The following is a 13,055-nucleotide window of genomic DNA, read 5'->3' as shown; positions in this document are numbered from 1 at the left end:
GACTAATGACTAATGACTTTAAAAATCTAAACCAGCTTCGCGTGCAGCATCCGCTAGTGTTTTGATGCGGCCGTGGTATATGTTACCACCACGATCAAAAACTACTTTTGTAATGCCCTTTTCTAATGCGCGGGCTGCGATTAACTTACCAACTTGCGCTGAGGCTTCGCAGTTAGCGCCAGAAGCTAAATTTGCTTTTAACTCTGCATCTAAAGTTGATGCTGCCACTAAAGTATGATGCTGAGTATCATCAATTACTTGGGCGTAAATATGTTGGTGAGAACGAAATACGGATAGGCGTGGGCGTTCGGGAGAGCCGTTTACCTTGCCACGAACGCGGCGGTGGCGGCGCTGTTTGGATTCTCTACGAGTAAGTTTCATGTTTATTTCTTACCTTTACCTCCGGTCTTACCAGCTTTGCGTCTGACTACTTCACCCGCATAGCGAATACCTTTACCTTTGTAGGGTTCTGGTGGTCGGACGGCACGAATCTTAGCGGCTGTATTACCGACTATTTCTTTGTCGTAACCACTAACGATGACGTTAGTGTTATTCTCTACGGCAAACTGAATACCATCTGGTGGCTCAATCTGTACTTGGTGACTGAAACCCATGTTTAACACCAGGTTGCGTCCTTGTACTTGGGCGCGATAACCAACCCCTTGAATTTCCAAACGACGTTGAAAACCTTGGGAAACTCCCTCTACCATGTTGGCTACCAATGTCCGGCTTAAACCGTGCATTTGGCGAGAGGTACGGGAATCATCTTTACGAACTACTTGTAAGGTTTCGCCTTCCTGGCTCACTGTTACTTGAACAGGTAAATCCCGTGAAAGCTCACCTTTGGGGCCTTTGACCACAACCTTAGTGCCATCAATTGTGATTTGCACTTTGGCGGGAATAGTAATTGGTCGTTTACCAATACGAGACATGATCTTTTGTCCTTTGTTATTTGTCCTTTGTTATTTGTCCTTTGTCCTTTGTCCTTTACTAATGACCAATGACTAATGACAAATGACTAATGACTACCAGACGTAGCAAAGTACTTCACCACCCAAATTCTGACGGCGAGCTTCACGGTCAGTCATAATGCCACTGGAGGTAGAAATAATGGCAATACCGATACCGCCTAATACTCTGGGTAGTTCTTTTCGGTTGGAATAAACACGTAAACCAGGTTTACTGATCCGTTTGAGGGCAGTAATCAAAGGCTGACGATTTTTCCCTTTGTATTTTAGGGCAATCACCAAGTGCCGTTTTACGCCTTCTTCGGCTTCTGTATATTCTGAAATGAATCCTTCTTCTTGTAGTACTTTGGCAATACTACGGGTCATTTTAGTGGCTGGCACTTGTGTTGTTTGATGCCTTGCCATATTGGCATTGCGGATGCGCGTCAGCATATCTGCAATTGTGTCGTTAGCCGCCATCGTTCCCTCTTTAGATGAACTTATTGATCGCGAAAGGGCATTCCCAATTCTTTGAGTAAAGCGCGGCCCTCTTCGTCATTTTTTGCTGTAGTAATAATCGAAATATCCAGACCACGAACTTGATCAATGCTATCGTATTCGACTTCTGGAAAGATTAGCTGTTCTCTTACGCCGAGAGTATAGTTACCACGGCCGTCAAAGCTTTTAGGGCTAATACCACGAAAGTCACGAATTCTTGGTAGTGTCAAGCTGATCAAGCGGTCGAGGAAAGCATACATTCTCTCGCCTCTGAGTGTGACCATAATCCCGACGGGCATACCTTGGCGAATTTTAAAGCCTGCGATCGCTTTTTTCGCTCTTGTCACTACGGGTTTTTGACCAGTAATGAGCGCAATTTCGTTGATAGAAGCTTCCAAAGCCTTAGCATTTTGTGCTGCTTCGCCCAAACCTCGGTTCACAGTTACCTTGACCAACTTCGGTACTTGATGAACGTTGGTGTATTGAAACTGATTTGTGAGTTTCGGGACGATTGTCTCTTGATATAAAGTTTTGAGTCTTGTTGTCGCCATAGTTTTTGTCCTGAGATCCCTGGGCTTGGTCAGGGAAGATTATAGAGGATGAAGATAAAATAAGTAATATTTATACTTCAGGCTTTCAGCTTCATCCTTAATCAATAATCTCGCCAGTTTTTTTGAGTTTTCGCACCTTCTTGCCTTCGGGGGTAAAGGTGTAGCAAACGCGACTAGCGACATTTTGTTTGGTGGAATAGAGCATCACGTTAGAACTGTGGATTGGGTACTCTTGAGTTACAATCCGTCCAGATTCCCCTTCTTGTTGGGGTTTAACGTGCTTGGTCTTAATGTTGACACCTTTAACAATGACTTTGCTCAGTTGGGGCAATGCTTTAATCACTTCGCCAACTTTGCCTTTGTCTTTGCCGGCAATTACTTGCACGGTGTCACCAGTTTTGACGTGCATTTTATAGAATACTTTTTCCTTTTGGATAGGCATTACAGCACCTCCGGAGCCAGAGAAACAATTTTAGTAAAGTTCTTGTCGCGGAGTTCCCGTGCTACTGGGCCAAATACCCGTGTACCTCTAGGATTACCTTCTTTATTGATGATCACGGCGGCGTTATCATCAAAGCGAATAGTCATACCGCTATCACGACGAATGTTATGGCGGGTGCGAACAATCACAGCTTCCACAACATCTGATTTTTTCACAGCCATGTTGGGGATGGCATCTTTGACAACAGCAATAATGCGATCGCCGATAAAACCGTAACGGCTATTACCAGCACCTAACACCCGGATACACATTAGTTTCCGTGCGCCACTGTTATCTGCCACATTTAAGTAAGTTTGGGGTTGAATCACAATTGGTCTCCCTTGTGCAGTTGTTAGTGAAGTAACAACTTATGAGTTTTTAGTGTTGAGGATTTCTGTGACTTGCCAGCGTTTGGTTTTGCTCAGGGGTCTGGTTTCTTGAATCCGCACGCGATCGCCCACTTTGCATTTGTTTTCTTCATCATGAGCTTTATAGCGGCGGGTTTTCACTACAATCTTGCCGTATTTGGGATGGGGAGCGCGGTTTTCGATGGCAACTACCACCGTTTTTTGCATTTTGTCGCTCACTACCAACCCAACTCGTTCTTTGATTGCCATAATCTCTTAGTTCTCTTCTTTAGGAGTTTGACTTGCTGCCCGTTTGCGCTCTCCCTCTACTGTCAACAGTTGGGCAAGGCGATGGCGAGCGTGGCGGAATTGGTGGGGTTTTTCTAGTTGTCTGGTTGCCTTTTGCAAGCGCAACTGAAACAGTTGTTTTTTAGTGGCGGCAATTTCCGCAGCTAATTGTTCGTCACTTAATTCTCTTGCTTCTGAAATCTTAGGAAGCGGCATAACCTACTCCTGCTCCTCTTCTATTTGAGGGCGCACAATAAATTTAGTTTTAATTGGCAGTTTGTATGCAGCTAGGCGCATAGCTTCACGGGCGATTTCTTCAGAAACCCCAGCGATTTCAAATAAAATCCGCCCTGGCTTCACTACTGCTACCCAAAACTCTGGATTACCTTTACCAGAACCCATCCGTGTTTCTGCTGGACGCATGGTTACAGGCTTATCTGGGAATATCCGAATCCAGATTTTACCACCCCGGCGGATATAACGTGTCATCGCCCGACGGGAAGCTTCGATTTGTCGAGAGGTAATCCAAGCTGGTTCTTGGGCTTGGAGGGCAAAATCGCCAAAGTTGAGGGTGCTACCCCGGTGGGCTAGACCCGCCATTCGCCCGCGCTGTTGTTTGCGGAATTTAGTTCTTCTAGGACTTAACATGATTTTTCATCTGTCGTTTGTCATTTGTCATTTGTCATTTGTCATTACTCAGGACTAATGACAAATAACGATTTAGCCTTCATTGGAACGGTCTTCAAACTGCTGACGACGGCGCTGTTGTTGACGGCGACGCGGCTCACGTTCGCGGGTGGCGGGTTGGGGTTGAGTTTCTTCCTGTCCAGGAATAATTTCTCCTTTAAATACCCACACTTTGATGCCCAAAATACCGTAAACGGTTTTGGCTGTGCAGTAAGCGTAGTCAATATCAGCCCGTAAGGTGTGTAGAGGTACTCTACCTTCGCGCGTCCATTCTGTCCGGGCAATTTCCGCACCGTTGAGCCGACCACTGACTTGAATTTTAATTCCTTGAATACCAGCACGTTGCGCCCGTTGAATTGCTTGGCGGACTACGCGACGGAAGGAAACCCGACGTTCTAATTGTTGGGCGATGTATTCCGAAATTAAGTAAGCATCGGCATCAACTCGTTGAACTTCGACGACGTTAATCCGAATCTGGCGAGTACCGCCTAATAAATCTTGCAGTCCAGTACGTAAGGATTCGATACCTTGTCCACCACGACCTACAACTACACCAGGGCGGGCTGTGCGTACTTCTAAATCAATTTGGTCTGCTTTGCGCTCAATTCTAACTTCGGAAATACCAGCGTTGTTTTGAGCGAGTCTACCCAGTTTTTGTTCGATGTAATTACGTAGTTTGTAATCTTCTTGTAAAAGTTCTGGATAGCGTTCAGGATCTGCGTACCACCGGGATTGGTGTTCTTGGGTAATTCCGAGGCGAAAGCCAACTGGATGAATTTTTTGTCCCACAAATGCTTCCTCTAAAGTTCTGGTAATTATTCCACAGTCTCACCAGCAGCTACAGCTACTGTGATGTGACATGTAGGTTTGCGAATTTGGTAAGCTCGACCTTGCGCTCTAGGTTGGAAACGTTTTAGGACTGGGCCTTGATCGGCATAAGCTTGAGTAATTACCAGTTGGGCGCGGTCTAGACCTGCATTGTGTTCAGCATTGGCGGCTGCGCTTCTAATTAGTTTTAGTACTGGTTCACAAGCCCGATAAGGCATAAATTCCAGAATAATTAACGCTTCTCTGTAAGACCGCCCCCGAATTTGATCGAGTACGCGACGCACTTTAAAGGGAGACATGCGTATATAACGGGCGATCGCTTTTACTTCTGTAGTATTAGTTGCCATGTTTTTCTCCTTGTCGTTTGTCATTCGTCATCTGTCATTTGTCATTTGTCAGTTGCAAAGGACTAATGACAATAGACAAAGAACAAACTATCTACCCGCTTTTTTGTCACTTTTGCCATGACCCCTGTAGGTGCGTGTTGGGGCGAATTCTCCCAACTTATGACCTACCATCTGATCGCTGATAAACACGGGGACGTGTTGTCTACCATTGTGAACAGCGATCGTATGTCCCACCATCTGGGGCAGAATTGTTGAGGCTCTTGACCAAGTTTTAATGACTTGCTTTTCGTTTCTCTCGTTCAGCTTTTCAATTTTGCTGAGTAAGTGATCGGCAACGAAAGGCCCTTTTTTTAGTGAACGACCCATAGTTAAATTTTGGTTTTAGGATTTGGGCTTTTGGATTTATTTAGTTGGATTTTAGATAATTTCTCAATCTAAAATCCAAAATTTCAAATCTAAAATTTTAAGACTGACGACCACCACGACCGCGCTTAGAAGATTTACGACGACGGCGTACAATCAATCTACTGCTAGGTTTCTTGGGCTTGCGTGTCTTGGCTCCCAATGTTGGTTTACCCCAAGGTGTGACTGGGCCAGAACGACCAATGGGCGCTCTACCTTCACCACCACCATGTGGGTGATCAACTGGGTTCATGACGCTACCTCTAACTTTCGGGCGGCGACCTTTCCAGCGATTACGTCCAGCTTTACCTGCACTCAGGTTTCTAAAGTCCGTGTTGCCTACTTGCCCGATGGTAGCGTAGCATTCACGCCGCACCATCCGCACTTCCCCAGAAGGCAACTTGAGGGTGACATAATTACCTTCTTTCGCCACTACTTGCGCTGTCGCACCAGCAGCACGAACAATTTGACCACCCTTACCCGCAGTCAGTTCTACGTTATGTACGTTTGTACCTAAAGGAATGTTTGCCAGTGGTAAAGCATTACCATCTTCAATGGGAGACTCAGGTCCAGCCATTAAGGTTTTACCTACAGTCAAGCCATTCGGTTGCAGGATATAGCGTTTTTCCCCATCCTGATATTGCAGTAGGGCAATACGAGCGTTGCGGTTGGGATCGTACTCGATCGCTAACACTGTAGCGGGAATGTTACGCTTATCTCTTTTAAAATCAATAATTCGATAAAGTCTTTTATGGCCGCCACCCCGGCGACGGCTGGTTATCCGCCCTTGATTGTTGCGACCTTTGGCGCGATGGACGTACACCGTCAGAGACTTTTCTGGATCTTTTTTAGTAATTTCCGAAAAGTCGGAGATTGTAACTTGACGAGTACTGGGGGTATAAGGGCGATAAGAACGAGTACCCATTTTTTGTTAGACCTCTGGGAATAGAATCTGTCTAATCTTTTGTGCGTCCCCAGGTGAGACGGTGACAATAGCTTTCTTATATTGGGGCTTGTAGCCAATAAATTTGCCCACGCGACGTTTTTTCCGTGGCTGTGTAGCAGTGTTGATTTTGACTACTTTGACTTGAAACAAGTCTTCGATCGCTGCTTTAATATCTGGCTTGGTAGCTTTCAGAACTACTTCAAAAGTGTATTGATTCTGTTCCATCAGAATCGTTGCTTTTTCGGTGACAATCGGGCGACGCACCAAGTCAGGCAGATCACGGGGCGCAATCTTAGGCATTGTAGACCTCCTGAATTTTTTCTAATGCTGGTGCTGTAACCACAAGCTTGTCAGCGTGCAGCAAATCATAAACATTTAACTGATCTGCGGCAATAATTTTTAAGTTCTCGACGTTGCGTCCTGACAGATAAACGGTTTCGGCAATTTCAGACAAAATTAACAGTGTCTTTTGTTCTGGGCTTACTCCCCAACGCACTAAAGCTGCCAATAAATCTTTAGTTTTCGGACGAGAAAGTTCGTTGCTAAATTCTTCGACCACAATCAAATCATCAGCACGGCTCACGAAGGCTGTGCGTAATGCCAACCGCCGTTCTTTCCGGTTCATTTTCAGGTCGTAATCTCTGGGTTTAGGCCCAAAAATCACACCACCACCACGCCATAAGGGTGAACGAATCGAACCAGCACGAGCGCGACCTGTGCCTTTTTGCCGCCAAGGTTTGCGGCCACCACCTCTAACTTCTGCGCGAGTTTTTGTACTAGCGGTTCCTTGACGAGCATTGGTTGTTTGTCTAACCAAGGCACGATGTACAATATGGGCCGCTGTTTCTTCTTTGGCAACTCGCAAGTCGAACGTCTTTTGTCCGACTTCCTCTCCTTGCCAGTTTTTAACTACAGTCTCAACCATTTTTTTGTCCTTTGTCATTTGTCTTTTGTCATTAGTCCTTTGTCATTTGTCTTTAGCTAATAACCAATGACTAATGACCATTGACGATTGACTATTTACCAACTTTCTTTGCGGGTACAACACTCACTAAGGAACCTGGTTTACCAGGAATTGCACCTTTAATGAGTAATAAGTTGCGTTCTGCGTCTACACGCACAACTGTCAATTTACTAATGGTGACGCGGGTACCGCCCAAGCGCCCTGCCATTCTTTTTCCTGGATACACACGACCGGGTGTTGTACCAGCACCAATGGAACCGGGCGCTCTGTGGTTTTTAGAACCGTGAGACATTGGCCCGCGACCAAAGTTATTCCGCTTTTGGTTGCCTGCAAAACCGCGACCGATACTTGTACCAATTACATCTACGATTTGACCAGCAGTAAAAATATCTGCTTTGATTTCTTGACCTAATGTATATTCGCTGGAATTATCTATGCGAAACTCACTCAGGTGACGTAAAGCTGGCGCTGATGATTTGGCTAAGTGACCCAATACGGGTTTATTGAGAGCTTTTGGTTTAACTTCGCCATAACCAAGTTGAATGGCGGTATAACCGTCAGTTTGCTTTGTTTTGACTTGTGTAACAGTGCATGGCCCTGCTTGAACAACAGTGACAGGAATTGCTACTCCTGCCTCGTCAAATATTTGGGTCATGCCCAGCTTGGTGCCGAGAATACCTACAGACACAGTAACTGGTTCTCCTTTTTACTTACTGAGCAGATTCATCGGGATGTTCGGTGGTTTTCTGACTGAGGGAGGACGATCCTCAGTAATTTCCAGCAACTAATGTTGCTTTCTCTTATCCAGAAAACAAAAACCGTTCCCTAAATTTTGGTTGAATCCGTTTACCTGAATTCAGTTGCTTACTAGAACAGCCATGAGTTGCTTCCAAACGGATCACAAATCTCTGTTTTTAAGGCAATGCTCTAAAGCTTTGCTTTTCGTGCAGCAATGCTCTCGTCCAAGCAGTTGCTTAGGCACTTTTTGGAGGCTGCTTTTTTGGTGGCCTCCTTGTGGTAGAAGGACTTAAGTAGTTAATTACCACTCAGTATCCCTATAACTAAGGCTTTTGTACTACTACAGCACTAGTATTACAACTCAGTTTCTACGTTCAGGATTACCTTAAACTACTGTTCAAGGTTTTGCCTGGTTTATCCGGGTTACAGGAAAGAATCCAAATTGTATCCGGCTTATGGCTTTGATTACTTCGCCATAATTATATTTGGTGAACATCAAGGCTTTTTTAGTTTAGCAGTCTCTTGGTAGCTTGGCTTAACTTAATAACTTGATTCTGTTTAATCAGAGGTTAGATGTTACGCTCATACGACTCACCAGGGAAGGCTTTATTTTGCCGTTTGGTCACAATCTCACATTATAGATGAGGGGTGTGATGTTTGTCGAGTATTTTGTCAGGACTCACTCAAGGGTTTTGAATCAGGTCAGGTCACTGAGCGCAGTCGAAGTGACCTGACCTGATTTAAAACCCTGACACTGTTCGGTTGACGCTCACGGCGCAGCCCTATGCCCTTTTACCCAGTCTCCACAGAAAATCTTGGTGTGTAAGTCCTGAGTAAGTTGCATATATCTATATTATTAGGTGAATAAAATAAGCTTTTAGAAGTGATTTGCTTTGTTGGGCAATACTTTGGCAAGTTTTGGACTAGTTGCTATCTGAAGACACCTTAAATATTTTACTTAACAGTAAATAATAGAGATATGTAAGTGGGATAGGATAAACGAAAATCTATGGCACTGATTACCACTGGCAATGGTTTAATCCGAGATTTGGAGAAATTTGGCGCTCTCGGTACGTACGTCCCTTTAGAGGGAGGTTTTGAAGGTCGATATCGCCGCCGACTGCGTGCTGCTGGCTATGTGACTTTAAATATAACTGCTAGGGGATTGGGCGATGTAGCGGCCTATCTTACTGGAGTTCATGGTGTGAGACCGCCTCACTTGGGTAAGAAAAGTACTGGTAGTGGTGCGGCTGTGGGTAGTGTCTACTATTTACCCCCAATTGTTAACTATCAGTTAGAACAGTTACCACCAAAATCTAAGGGTTTGGTGCTGTGGATCATTGAAGGGCATATTCTGTCTGATCAAGAAATTGAGTTTTTAGCAGAATTGCCGAAACTGGAACCCAAAGTCAAAGTAGTGGTGGAAAGAGGCGGTAGTCGTGCTTTCAAATGGAAGCCTTTGACAGCTACCTTCGCGGTTAGTTCTCAGGCTGTGTAATTTTTTCGATTACAACAAAGGCGATCGCATTTCTGATTTTACAGGTGCGATCGCCTTTGTTTTTCATGAGCAAAATAACTCCGGCTCAACGTGAAAAAACTGTCCTAAAACCTTGGCCTGTTCTTCTGTGATTTCTTGCTCTCCATCAAGTAACTTAGTCACTATCTCACTTGAACCCAGTACTTCCACCAAATCAGATGGCTGTAAATTTCGAGCATCCATCAAATGCAACAGTCTGGAACAAGAAGTTGAAGCATTAAGTTGATAGTGCTTTGCTTCAAAGTCTTCGATGAGTTTGACTAATAGTTCTAACAAGATATCTTCTTCTGGACTCAAGTCAGGACGAGCCAATAATTCTTCAACCACTGCCAGAAATTGCTCATTTTCCGACTCAGTTTTGATAATGCGGGGTTGATAGTGTAACAATAACTCACCGTAAATTGTGGAATTAATAGTATGGGTCATGCTTCCAGTCGTCTTTGTCATAATTGGCATGAGTCAAAACGTACTTGATGTAGATAACCTGCTTCTCGTAATTAATACTGGTAATTAAGCGATATTTATTGCCTTTAATATTAAAAACTGTAAAGTTACTAACAGCTTCAGCTTTTGGGTAGACTGTTTGAACCTCAATCAGATTAGCCCAGTTTGCTTTGCTTGCTGTCTGAAACCAGTCATCAAGTGCTTCACAAGAATCAGCATGTATTTGGCAAAATTCTCGAAGCGGTTTACGACTTATGACGTGCATCATATAATCATTTTATTTTTTAATATCCTCGGCGAGTATTCACCGGGCTTTTACTTGATCAGACTACTCAACATCAAGTAAAAAACAAAATTGCACCTACACCGTAAACCTGCGGTGTAGGTGCAATTTTTTGGGAGAAGTTGCGATTATATTTATAAACATGCCATTGCGATTAACATACGCGCAATAATACCTTTGATAAATATTCAATAAATCTAAGGTCATAGCAACTATGATAACCCTATTGACCCTTTAAAAATAGTACGTACAATTATACGTAGTCAATAATTTCATGAAATCTCCTTGGCTGAAAACGCATAAATTATGGTTTTAGGCAATTTTGGCAATATTTACTCAGATGAGCTAATTACTGCCACTGAGTTAAATCGTCAGCCTGGGCGAGTTCTAGACAAAGCTTTAGAACGTCCGGTGACAATTACTCGCAATGATCATGCTTTTGCTTTGTTGCGTAGAGAGGAAGTAACTTCTTTGGTGAAAGCAGCTACTCAAAGTCAAGCTGTCTTTGAAGGATTAACTGTTGCTTTTTCTTTATTACTAGGGAAAGAAATCGGCTTTGAACATCCTTATGGATGGTTGAGTGTGTTTGATGCGGATGATTTGCAAGAGTTTATCAAGGAGCTAAGTGAAGCTTTTCGGTTGATAGATTCTTCAACTACAGCATGGGAGATGATTGAGGCGCTCATCCATGAATGGCATGAAAGTGCTATTGCTATATTTAGTCCTGAACTAGCAGCAGCTTTTAGTGCTGAAACTGATGAAATACCATTAACCAAACCATCTGCTCATAGTGCTGAGTAAGGGTATATGTCAGATAACCAAGAAGAAAACCCCATAGTAGAAAATGTAGAGCCGCCTGAAGTGAAACTGACTGCCCCTGCATTATCTGAGAGAGAAAGCACTTGGTTGGTAGTAGCTAAAAATCGTCGAGTTAATCGGGACTGGGAAGCTTTAATGCAACGTTATCCAGAAAACTCTCTGCGCTGTTATGAGGATTTATGTTCTACACCAACAAGCAGACAGCCAGGACGTGTTTTTCCTTTGAAGGGTAAAACTTACAAAGGAGTATGGGAATATGAAGTCACAAAAGGAGACAGAGTATTTTACATTCCTGATGAGCAGCAATTGAAGGTTATTGTTTATTACGCGGGAAAACACCCTAATATTGCACCCATACCGTAAACCTGTGGTGATCACTTATTTTTTGGTAGAAGTTGCGATTATGTTTAGAAAAACTGCGATCGCACATCTGTTAAGTGCCGCGATACCTTTGAGAACTATTCAATAAATCTCAGGTCATAGCAACTTACAGGCTTTGCCGTGTTAGCTGAATGTCACACAGCATCGGAAGTAAAATGACCTTAAAAGAAAATATGTAATTACTGCGTAATTTTTTAGTAGAGTATTTACTATGGTTTAGTTAAAAGTTGTAATGTCTAATAAAAAACTTCATTTGTTAGAGTTCGCAGAATGGGTAGCACTCACTTCTTCACTTTTAGTGGTAACAGTATCTATCATAACTAAGCAGTTTATACTTCCAGGAGTTCCATTGATAGCAGCCCTCTCACTCAGCTTGATCAATCGAAAACAATTGCAAAGACAGATAAAACATCATCAAAATGCTATCAATCAGATACATAAAGATATTAACTTACTGAACCAGCAATACCGATTTTCATCCAGTTTAGACGCAGATAATGATAACCTTGATTTAACATTAATTGATTTAAAACAACAAAACAATAATCAAACACAAACCATCAATAACATTTATTATCACTTGGAAAATATAAAAAGTAATTTTAAAGAAACAAGAGATATATTGGAAAACCATATTTACCTTACAGGAAATCTTCTCGGCACAACCAATAATTTATTTTCAAGAGTTGATGACTTACAACAAAAGATAGAAAATATAGAAATAAATAATTCTAATTTTTCCGAACAAATATTTCACAATAATAAATTTATTGAAACTCAAATCAGCCAGCTTAATCAGCAAATATTAAAACTTCATTCAGTTTATGAATATCGATTAGTAATTAATCGTTATGAAAGCCGTAAGTATTTATTAGATGCTTTAGAGATTGCCACTGAACGCTTAATTTTAGTTTGTCCCTGGATTTCTAATTATGCTGTTGATGATATTGTAATAAACAAAATTGAAAATCTTTTAGACAAGAATGTAACTATTGAAATAGGCTGGGGATATTTAGGTGATAAACGAAATGGAGAGTTAAAGAAAGGATGGAAGTATAATGCTCTGTCGAGGATAAAACAGTTAGAACATAAATATCTAGGTAAGTGCAAACTAAAATTATTAGGTACACATGAAAAGTTTTTAGTTTGTGATAATAAATTTGCTATGTTAGGCAGTCATAATTTCCTGACTTCAAATGATTCCTCTAATGAGCGTGAAATAGGAATATTGACAAATGATACATACATTATAAAAAGTCTGATCAATAGGTTCGACACAGCGATAAATTTGGAAGTGGAATCATATCCTAAAGCAAACGAGATACCATTACCTCCTTTTCCATCACCTAAAATATTATTTTCTTCTAACTCGTTAAAAACTAACTCACCAGGTTATAATTCCAGCTACTTCCAAGCTGTAACAGAAGAAGCAGATCCTGATGATATTCCCTTTACTCACTTCTTGCACCTGGAAATATGAATGTCAAAACCACAACTACGTGCAAGAGGAGTTAGGCGTTCAATATTAAGTAAAAGAAGATACACAACTATATGAGGAAAAATAGAC

At 42.4% G+C, this 13,055-nt stretch carries 22 protein-coding genes; 4 read left to right on the top strand and 18 right to left on the bottom strand.

The genetic code is table 11. The annotated features are described in order from the left end of the window. Window positions 1–18: 18 nt before the first annotated feature. The 16 genes from rplR to rplC form a co-directional block, all read right to left on the bottom strand. Complete coding sequence (gene rplR, locus H6G28_RS18615; RefSeq protein ID WP_190588745.1) at window positions 19–381, bottom strand: 50S ribosomal protein L18; 363 nt, start codon at window positions 379–381, stop codon at window positions 19–21. Window positions 382–383: 2 nt separating this feature from the next. Beyond that, window positions 384–932, bottom strand: coding sequence for a 50S ribosomal protein L6 (gene rplF / locus H6G28_RS18610; RefSeq protein WP_190588744.1), 549 nt, complete (start codon window positions 930–932; stop codon window positions 384–386). A 93-nt stretch (window positions 933–1,025) separates the two neighbouring features. Further along, the gene (gene rpsH / locus H6G28_RS18605) at window positions 1,026–1,427 is read right to left on the bottom strand and encodes a 30S ribosomal protein S8 (RefSeq protein WP_190588743.1); all 402 of its coding nucleotides are present in this window, start codon (window positions 1,425–1,427) and stop codon (window positions 1,026–1,028) included. A 20-nt stretch (window positions 1,428–1,447) separates the two neighbouring features. Further along, window positions 1,448–1,996, bottom strand: coding sequence for a 50S ribosomal protein L5 (rplE, locus tag H6G28_RS18600; RefSeq protein WP_190588742.1), 549 nt, complete (start codon window positions 1,994–1,996; stop codon window positions 1,448–1,450). Window positions 1,997–2,093: 97 nt separating this feature from the next. Beyond that, window positions 2,094–2,438, bottom strand: a complete 345-nt coding sequence (gene rplX / locus H6G28_RS18595) for a 50S ribosomal protein L24 (protein WP_190673002.1) — start codon at window positions 2,436–2,438, stop codon at window positions 2,094–2,096. Next, window positions 2,438–2,806, bottom strand: coding sequence for a 50S ribosomal protein L14 (gene rplN / locus H6G28_RS18590; RefSeq protein ID WP_062291728.1), 369 nt, complete (start codon window positions 2,804–2,806; stop codon window positions 2,438–2,440). The genes rplX and rplN overlap by 1 nt, the downstream gene beginning before the upstream one ends. Before the next feature lie 39 nt (window positions 2,807–2,845). Then, window positions 2,846–3,094, bottom strand: coding sequence for a 30S ribosomal protein S17 (gene rpsQ / locus H6G28_RS18585; RefSeq protein ID WP_015113422.1), 249 nt, complete (start codon window positions 3,092–3,094; stop codon window positions 2,846–2,848). Between the two features lie 6 nt (window positions 3,095–3,100). Then, on the bottom strand, window positions 3,101–3,328 hold the full coding sequence (rpmC, locus tag H6G28_RS18580; protein ID WP_190588740.1) for a 50S ribosomal protein L29: 228 nt from the start codon (window positions 3,326–3,328) through the stop codon (window positions 3,101–3,103). Between the two features lie 3 nt (window positions 3,329–3,331). Further along, window positions 3,332–3,760, bottom strand: coding sequence for a 50S ribosomal protein L16 (gene rplP, locus H6G28_RS18575; protein WP_190588739.1), 429 nt, complete (start codon window positions 3,758–3,760; stop codon window positions 3,332–3,334). Between the two features lie 72 nt (window positions 3,761–3,832). After that, window positions 3,833–4,588, bottom strand: coding sequence for a 30S ribosomal protein S3 (rpsC, locus tag H6G28_RS18570; RefSeq protein ID WP_190588738.1), 756 nt, complete (start codon window positions 4,586–4,588; stop codon window positions 3,833–3,835). Between the two features lie 26 nt (window positions 4,589–4,614). Further along, window positions 4,615–4,974, bottom strand: coding sequence for a 50S ribosomal protein L22 (gene rplV / locus H6G28_RS18565; protein ID WP_190588918.1), 360 nt, complete (start codon window positions 4,972–4,974; stop codon window positions 4,615–4,617). A gap of 87 nt (window positions 4,975–5,061) precedes the next feature. Further along, on the bottom strand, window positions 5,062–5,340 hold the full coding sequence (gene rpsS / locus H6G28_RS18560; protein ID WP_190588737.1) for a 30S ribosomal protein S19: 279 nt from the start codon (window positions 5,338–5,340) through the stop codon (window positions 5,062–5,064). Between the two features lie 97 nt (window positions 5,341–5,437). Beyond that, window positions 5,438–6,301, bottom strand: coding sequence for a 50S ribosomal protein L2 (rplB, locus tag H6G28_RS18555; protein WP_190588736.1), 864 nt, complete (start codon window positions 6,299–6,301; stop codon window positions 5,438–5,440). 6 nt (window positions 6,302–6,307) lie between these two features. Then, a complete protein-coding gene (locus tag H6G28_RS18550) occupies window positions 6,308–6,622 on the bottom strand; it encodes a 50S ribosomal protein L23 (protein WP_190588735.1) in 315 nt (104 codons plus the stop codon). Beyond that, on the bottom strand, window positions 6,615–7,247 hold the full coding sequence (rplD, locus tag H6G28_RS18545) for a 50S ribosomal protein L4 (RefSeq protein ID WP_190588910.1): 633 nt from the start codon (window positions 7,245–7,247) through the stop codon (window positions 6,615–6,617). The genes H6G28_RS18550 and rplD overlap by 8 nt, the downstream gene beginning before the upstream one ends. Before the next feature lie 91 nt (window positions 7,248–7,338). Then, on the bottom strand, window positions 7,339–7,974 hold the full coding sequence (rplC, locus tag H6G28_RS18540; protein WP_190588734.1) for a 50S ribosomal protein L3: 636 nt from the start codon (window positions 7,972–7,974) through the stop codon (window positions 7,339–7,341). A 1,059-nt stretch (window positions 7,975–9,033) separates the two neighbouring features. Here rplC and H6G28_RS18535 point away from each other — a divergent pair. Then, the gene (locus H6G28_RS18535; RefSeq protein WP_190588733.1) at window positions 9,034–9,522 is read left to right on the top strand and encodes an NAD(P)H-quinone oxidoreductase subunit N; all 489 of its coding nucleotides are present in this window, start codon (window positions 9,034–9,036) and stop codon (window positions 9,520–9,522) included. Window positions 9,523–9,585: 63 nt separating this feature from the next. Here the strand turns inward: H6G28_RS18535 and H6G28_RS18530 are convergent, their stop codons facing one another. Together H6G28_RS18530 and H6G28_RS18525 are read right to left on the bottom strand one after the other, a co-directional pair. Beyond that, window positions 9,586–9,987, bottom strand: coding sequence for a helix-turn-helix domain-containing protein (locus tag H6G28_RS18530; protein WP_190672999.1), 402 nt, complete (start codon window positions 9,985–9,987; stop codon window positions 9,586–9,588). Beyond that, the gene (locus H6G28_RS18525; RefSeq protein WP_190673215.1) at window positions 9,971–10,270 is read right to left on the bottom strand and encodes a type II toxin-antitoxin system HigB family toxin; all 300 of its coding nucleotides are present in this window, start codon (window positions 10,268–10,270) and stop codon (window positions 9,971–9,973) included. The genes H6G28_RS18530 and H6G28_RS18525 overlap by 17 nt, the downstream gene beginning before the upstream one ends. Window positions 10,271–10,594: 324 nt before the next feature. Here H6G28_RS18525 and H6G28_RS18520 point away from each other — a divergent pair, with 324 nt between their 5' ends. The 3 genes from H6G28_RS18520 (at window position 10,595) to H6G28_RS18510 (ending at window position 12,968) form a co-directional block, all read left to right on the top strand. Further along, window positions 10,595–11,089: a hypothetical protein gene (locus H6G28_RS18520; protein ID WP_190672996.1), complete on the top strand. Its 495-nt coding sequence runs from the start codon at window positions 10,595–10,597 to the stop codon at window positions 11,087–11,089. Between the two features lie 6 nt (window positions 11,090–11,095). Then, window positions 11,096–11,470, top strand: coding sequence for a hypothetical protein (locus H6G28_RS18515; protein WP_190672993.1), 375 nt, complete (start codon window positions 11,096–11,098; stop codon window positions 11,468–11,470). 250 nt (window positions 11,471–11,720) lie between these two features. After that, on the top strand, window positions 11,721–12,968 hold the full coding sequence (locus H6G28_RS18510) for a phospholipase D-like domain-containing protein (protein ID WP_190672990.1): 1,248 nt from the start codon (window positions 11,721–11,723) through the stop codon (window positions 12,966–12,968). Window positions 12,969–13,055: the final 87 nt, after the last annotated feature.

Source organism: Nostoc sp. FACHB-190, from assembly GCF_014696905.1.
Taxonomy (GTDB): Bacteria; Cyanobacteriota; Cyanobacteriia; order Cyanobacteriales; family Nostocaceae; genus Nostoc_B.
Note: the sequence above shows the minus strand (reverse complement) of the source record. Positions and strands in the feature narration are given on the sequence as shown.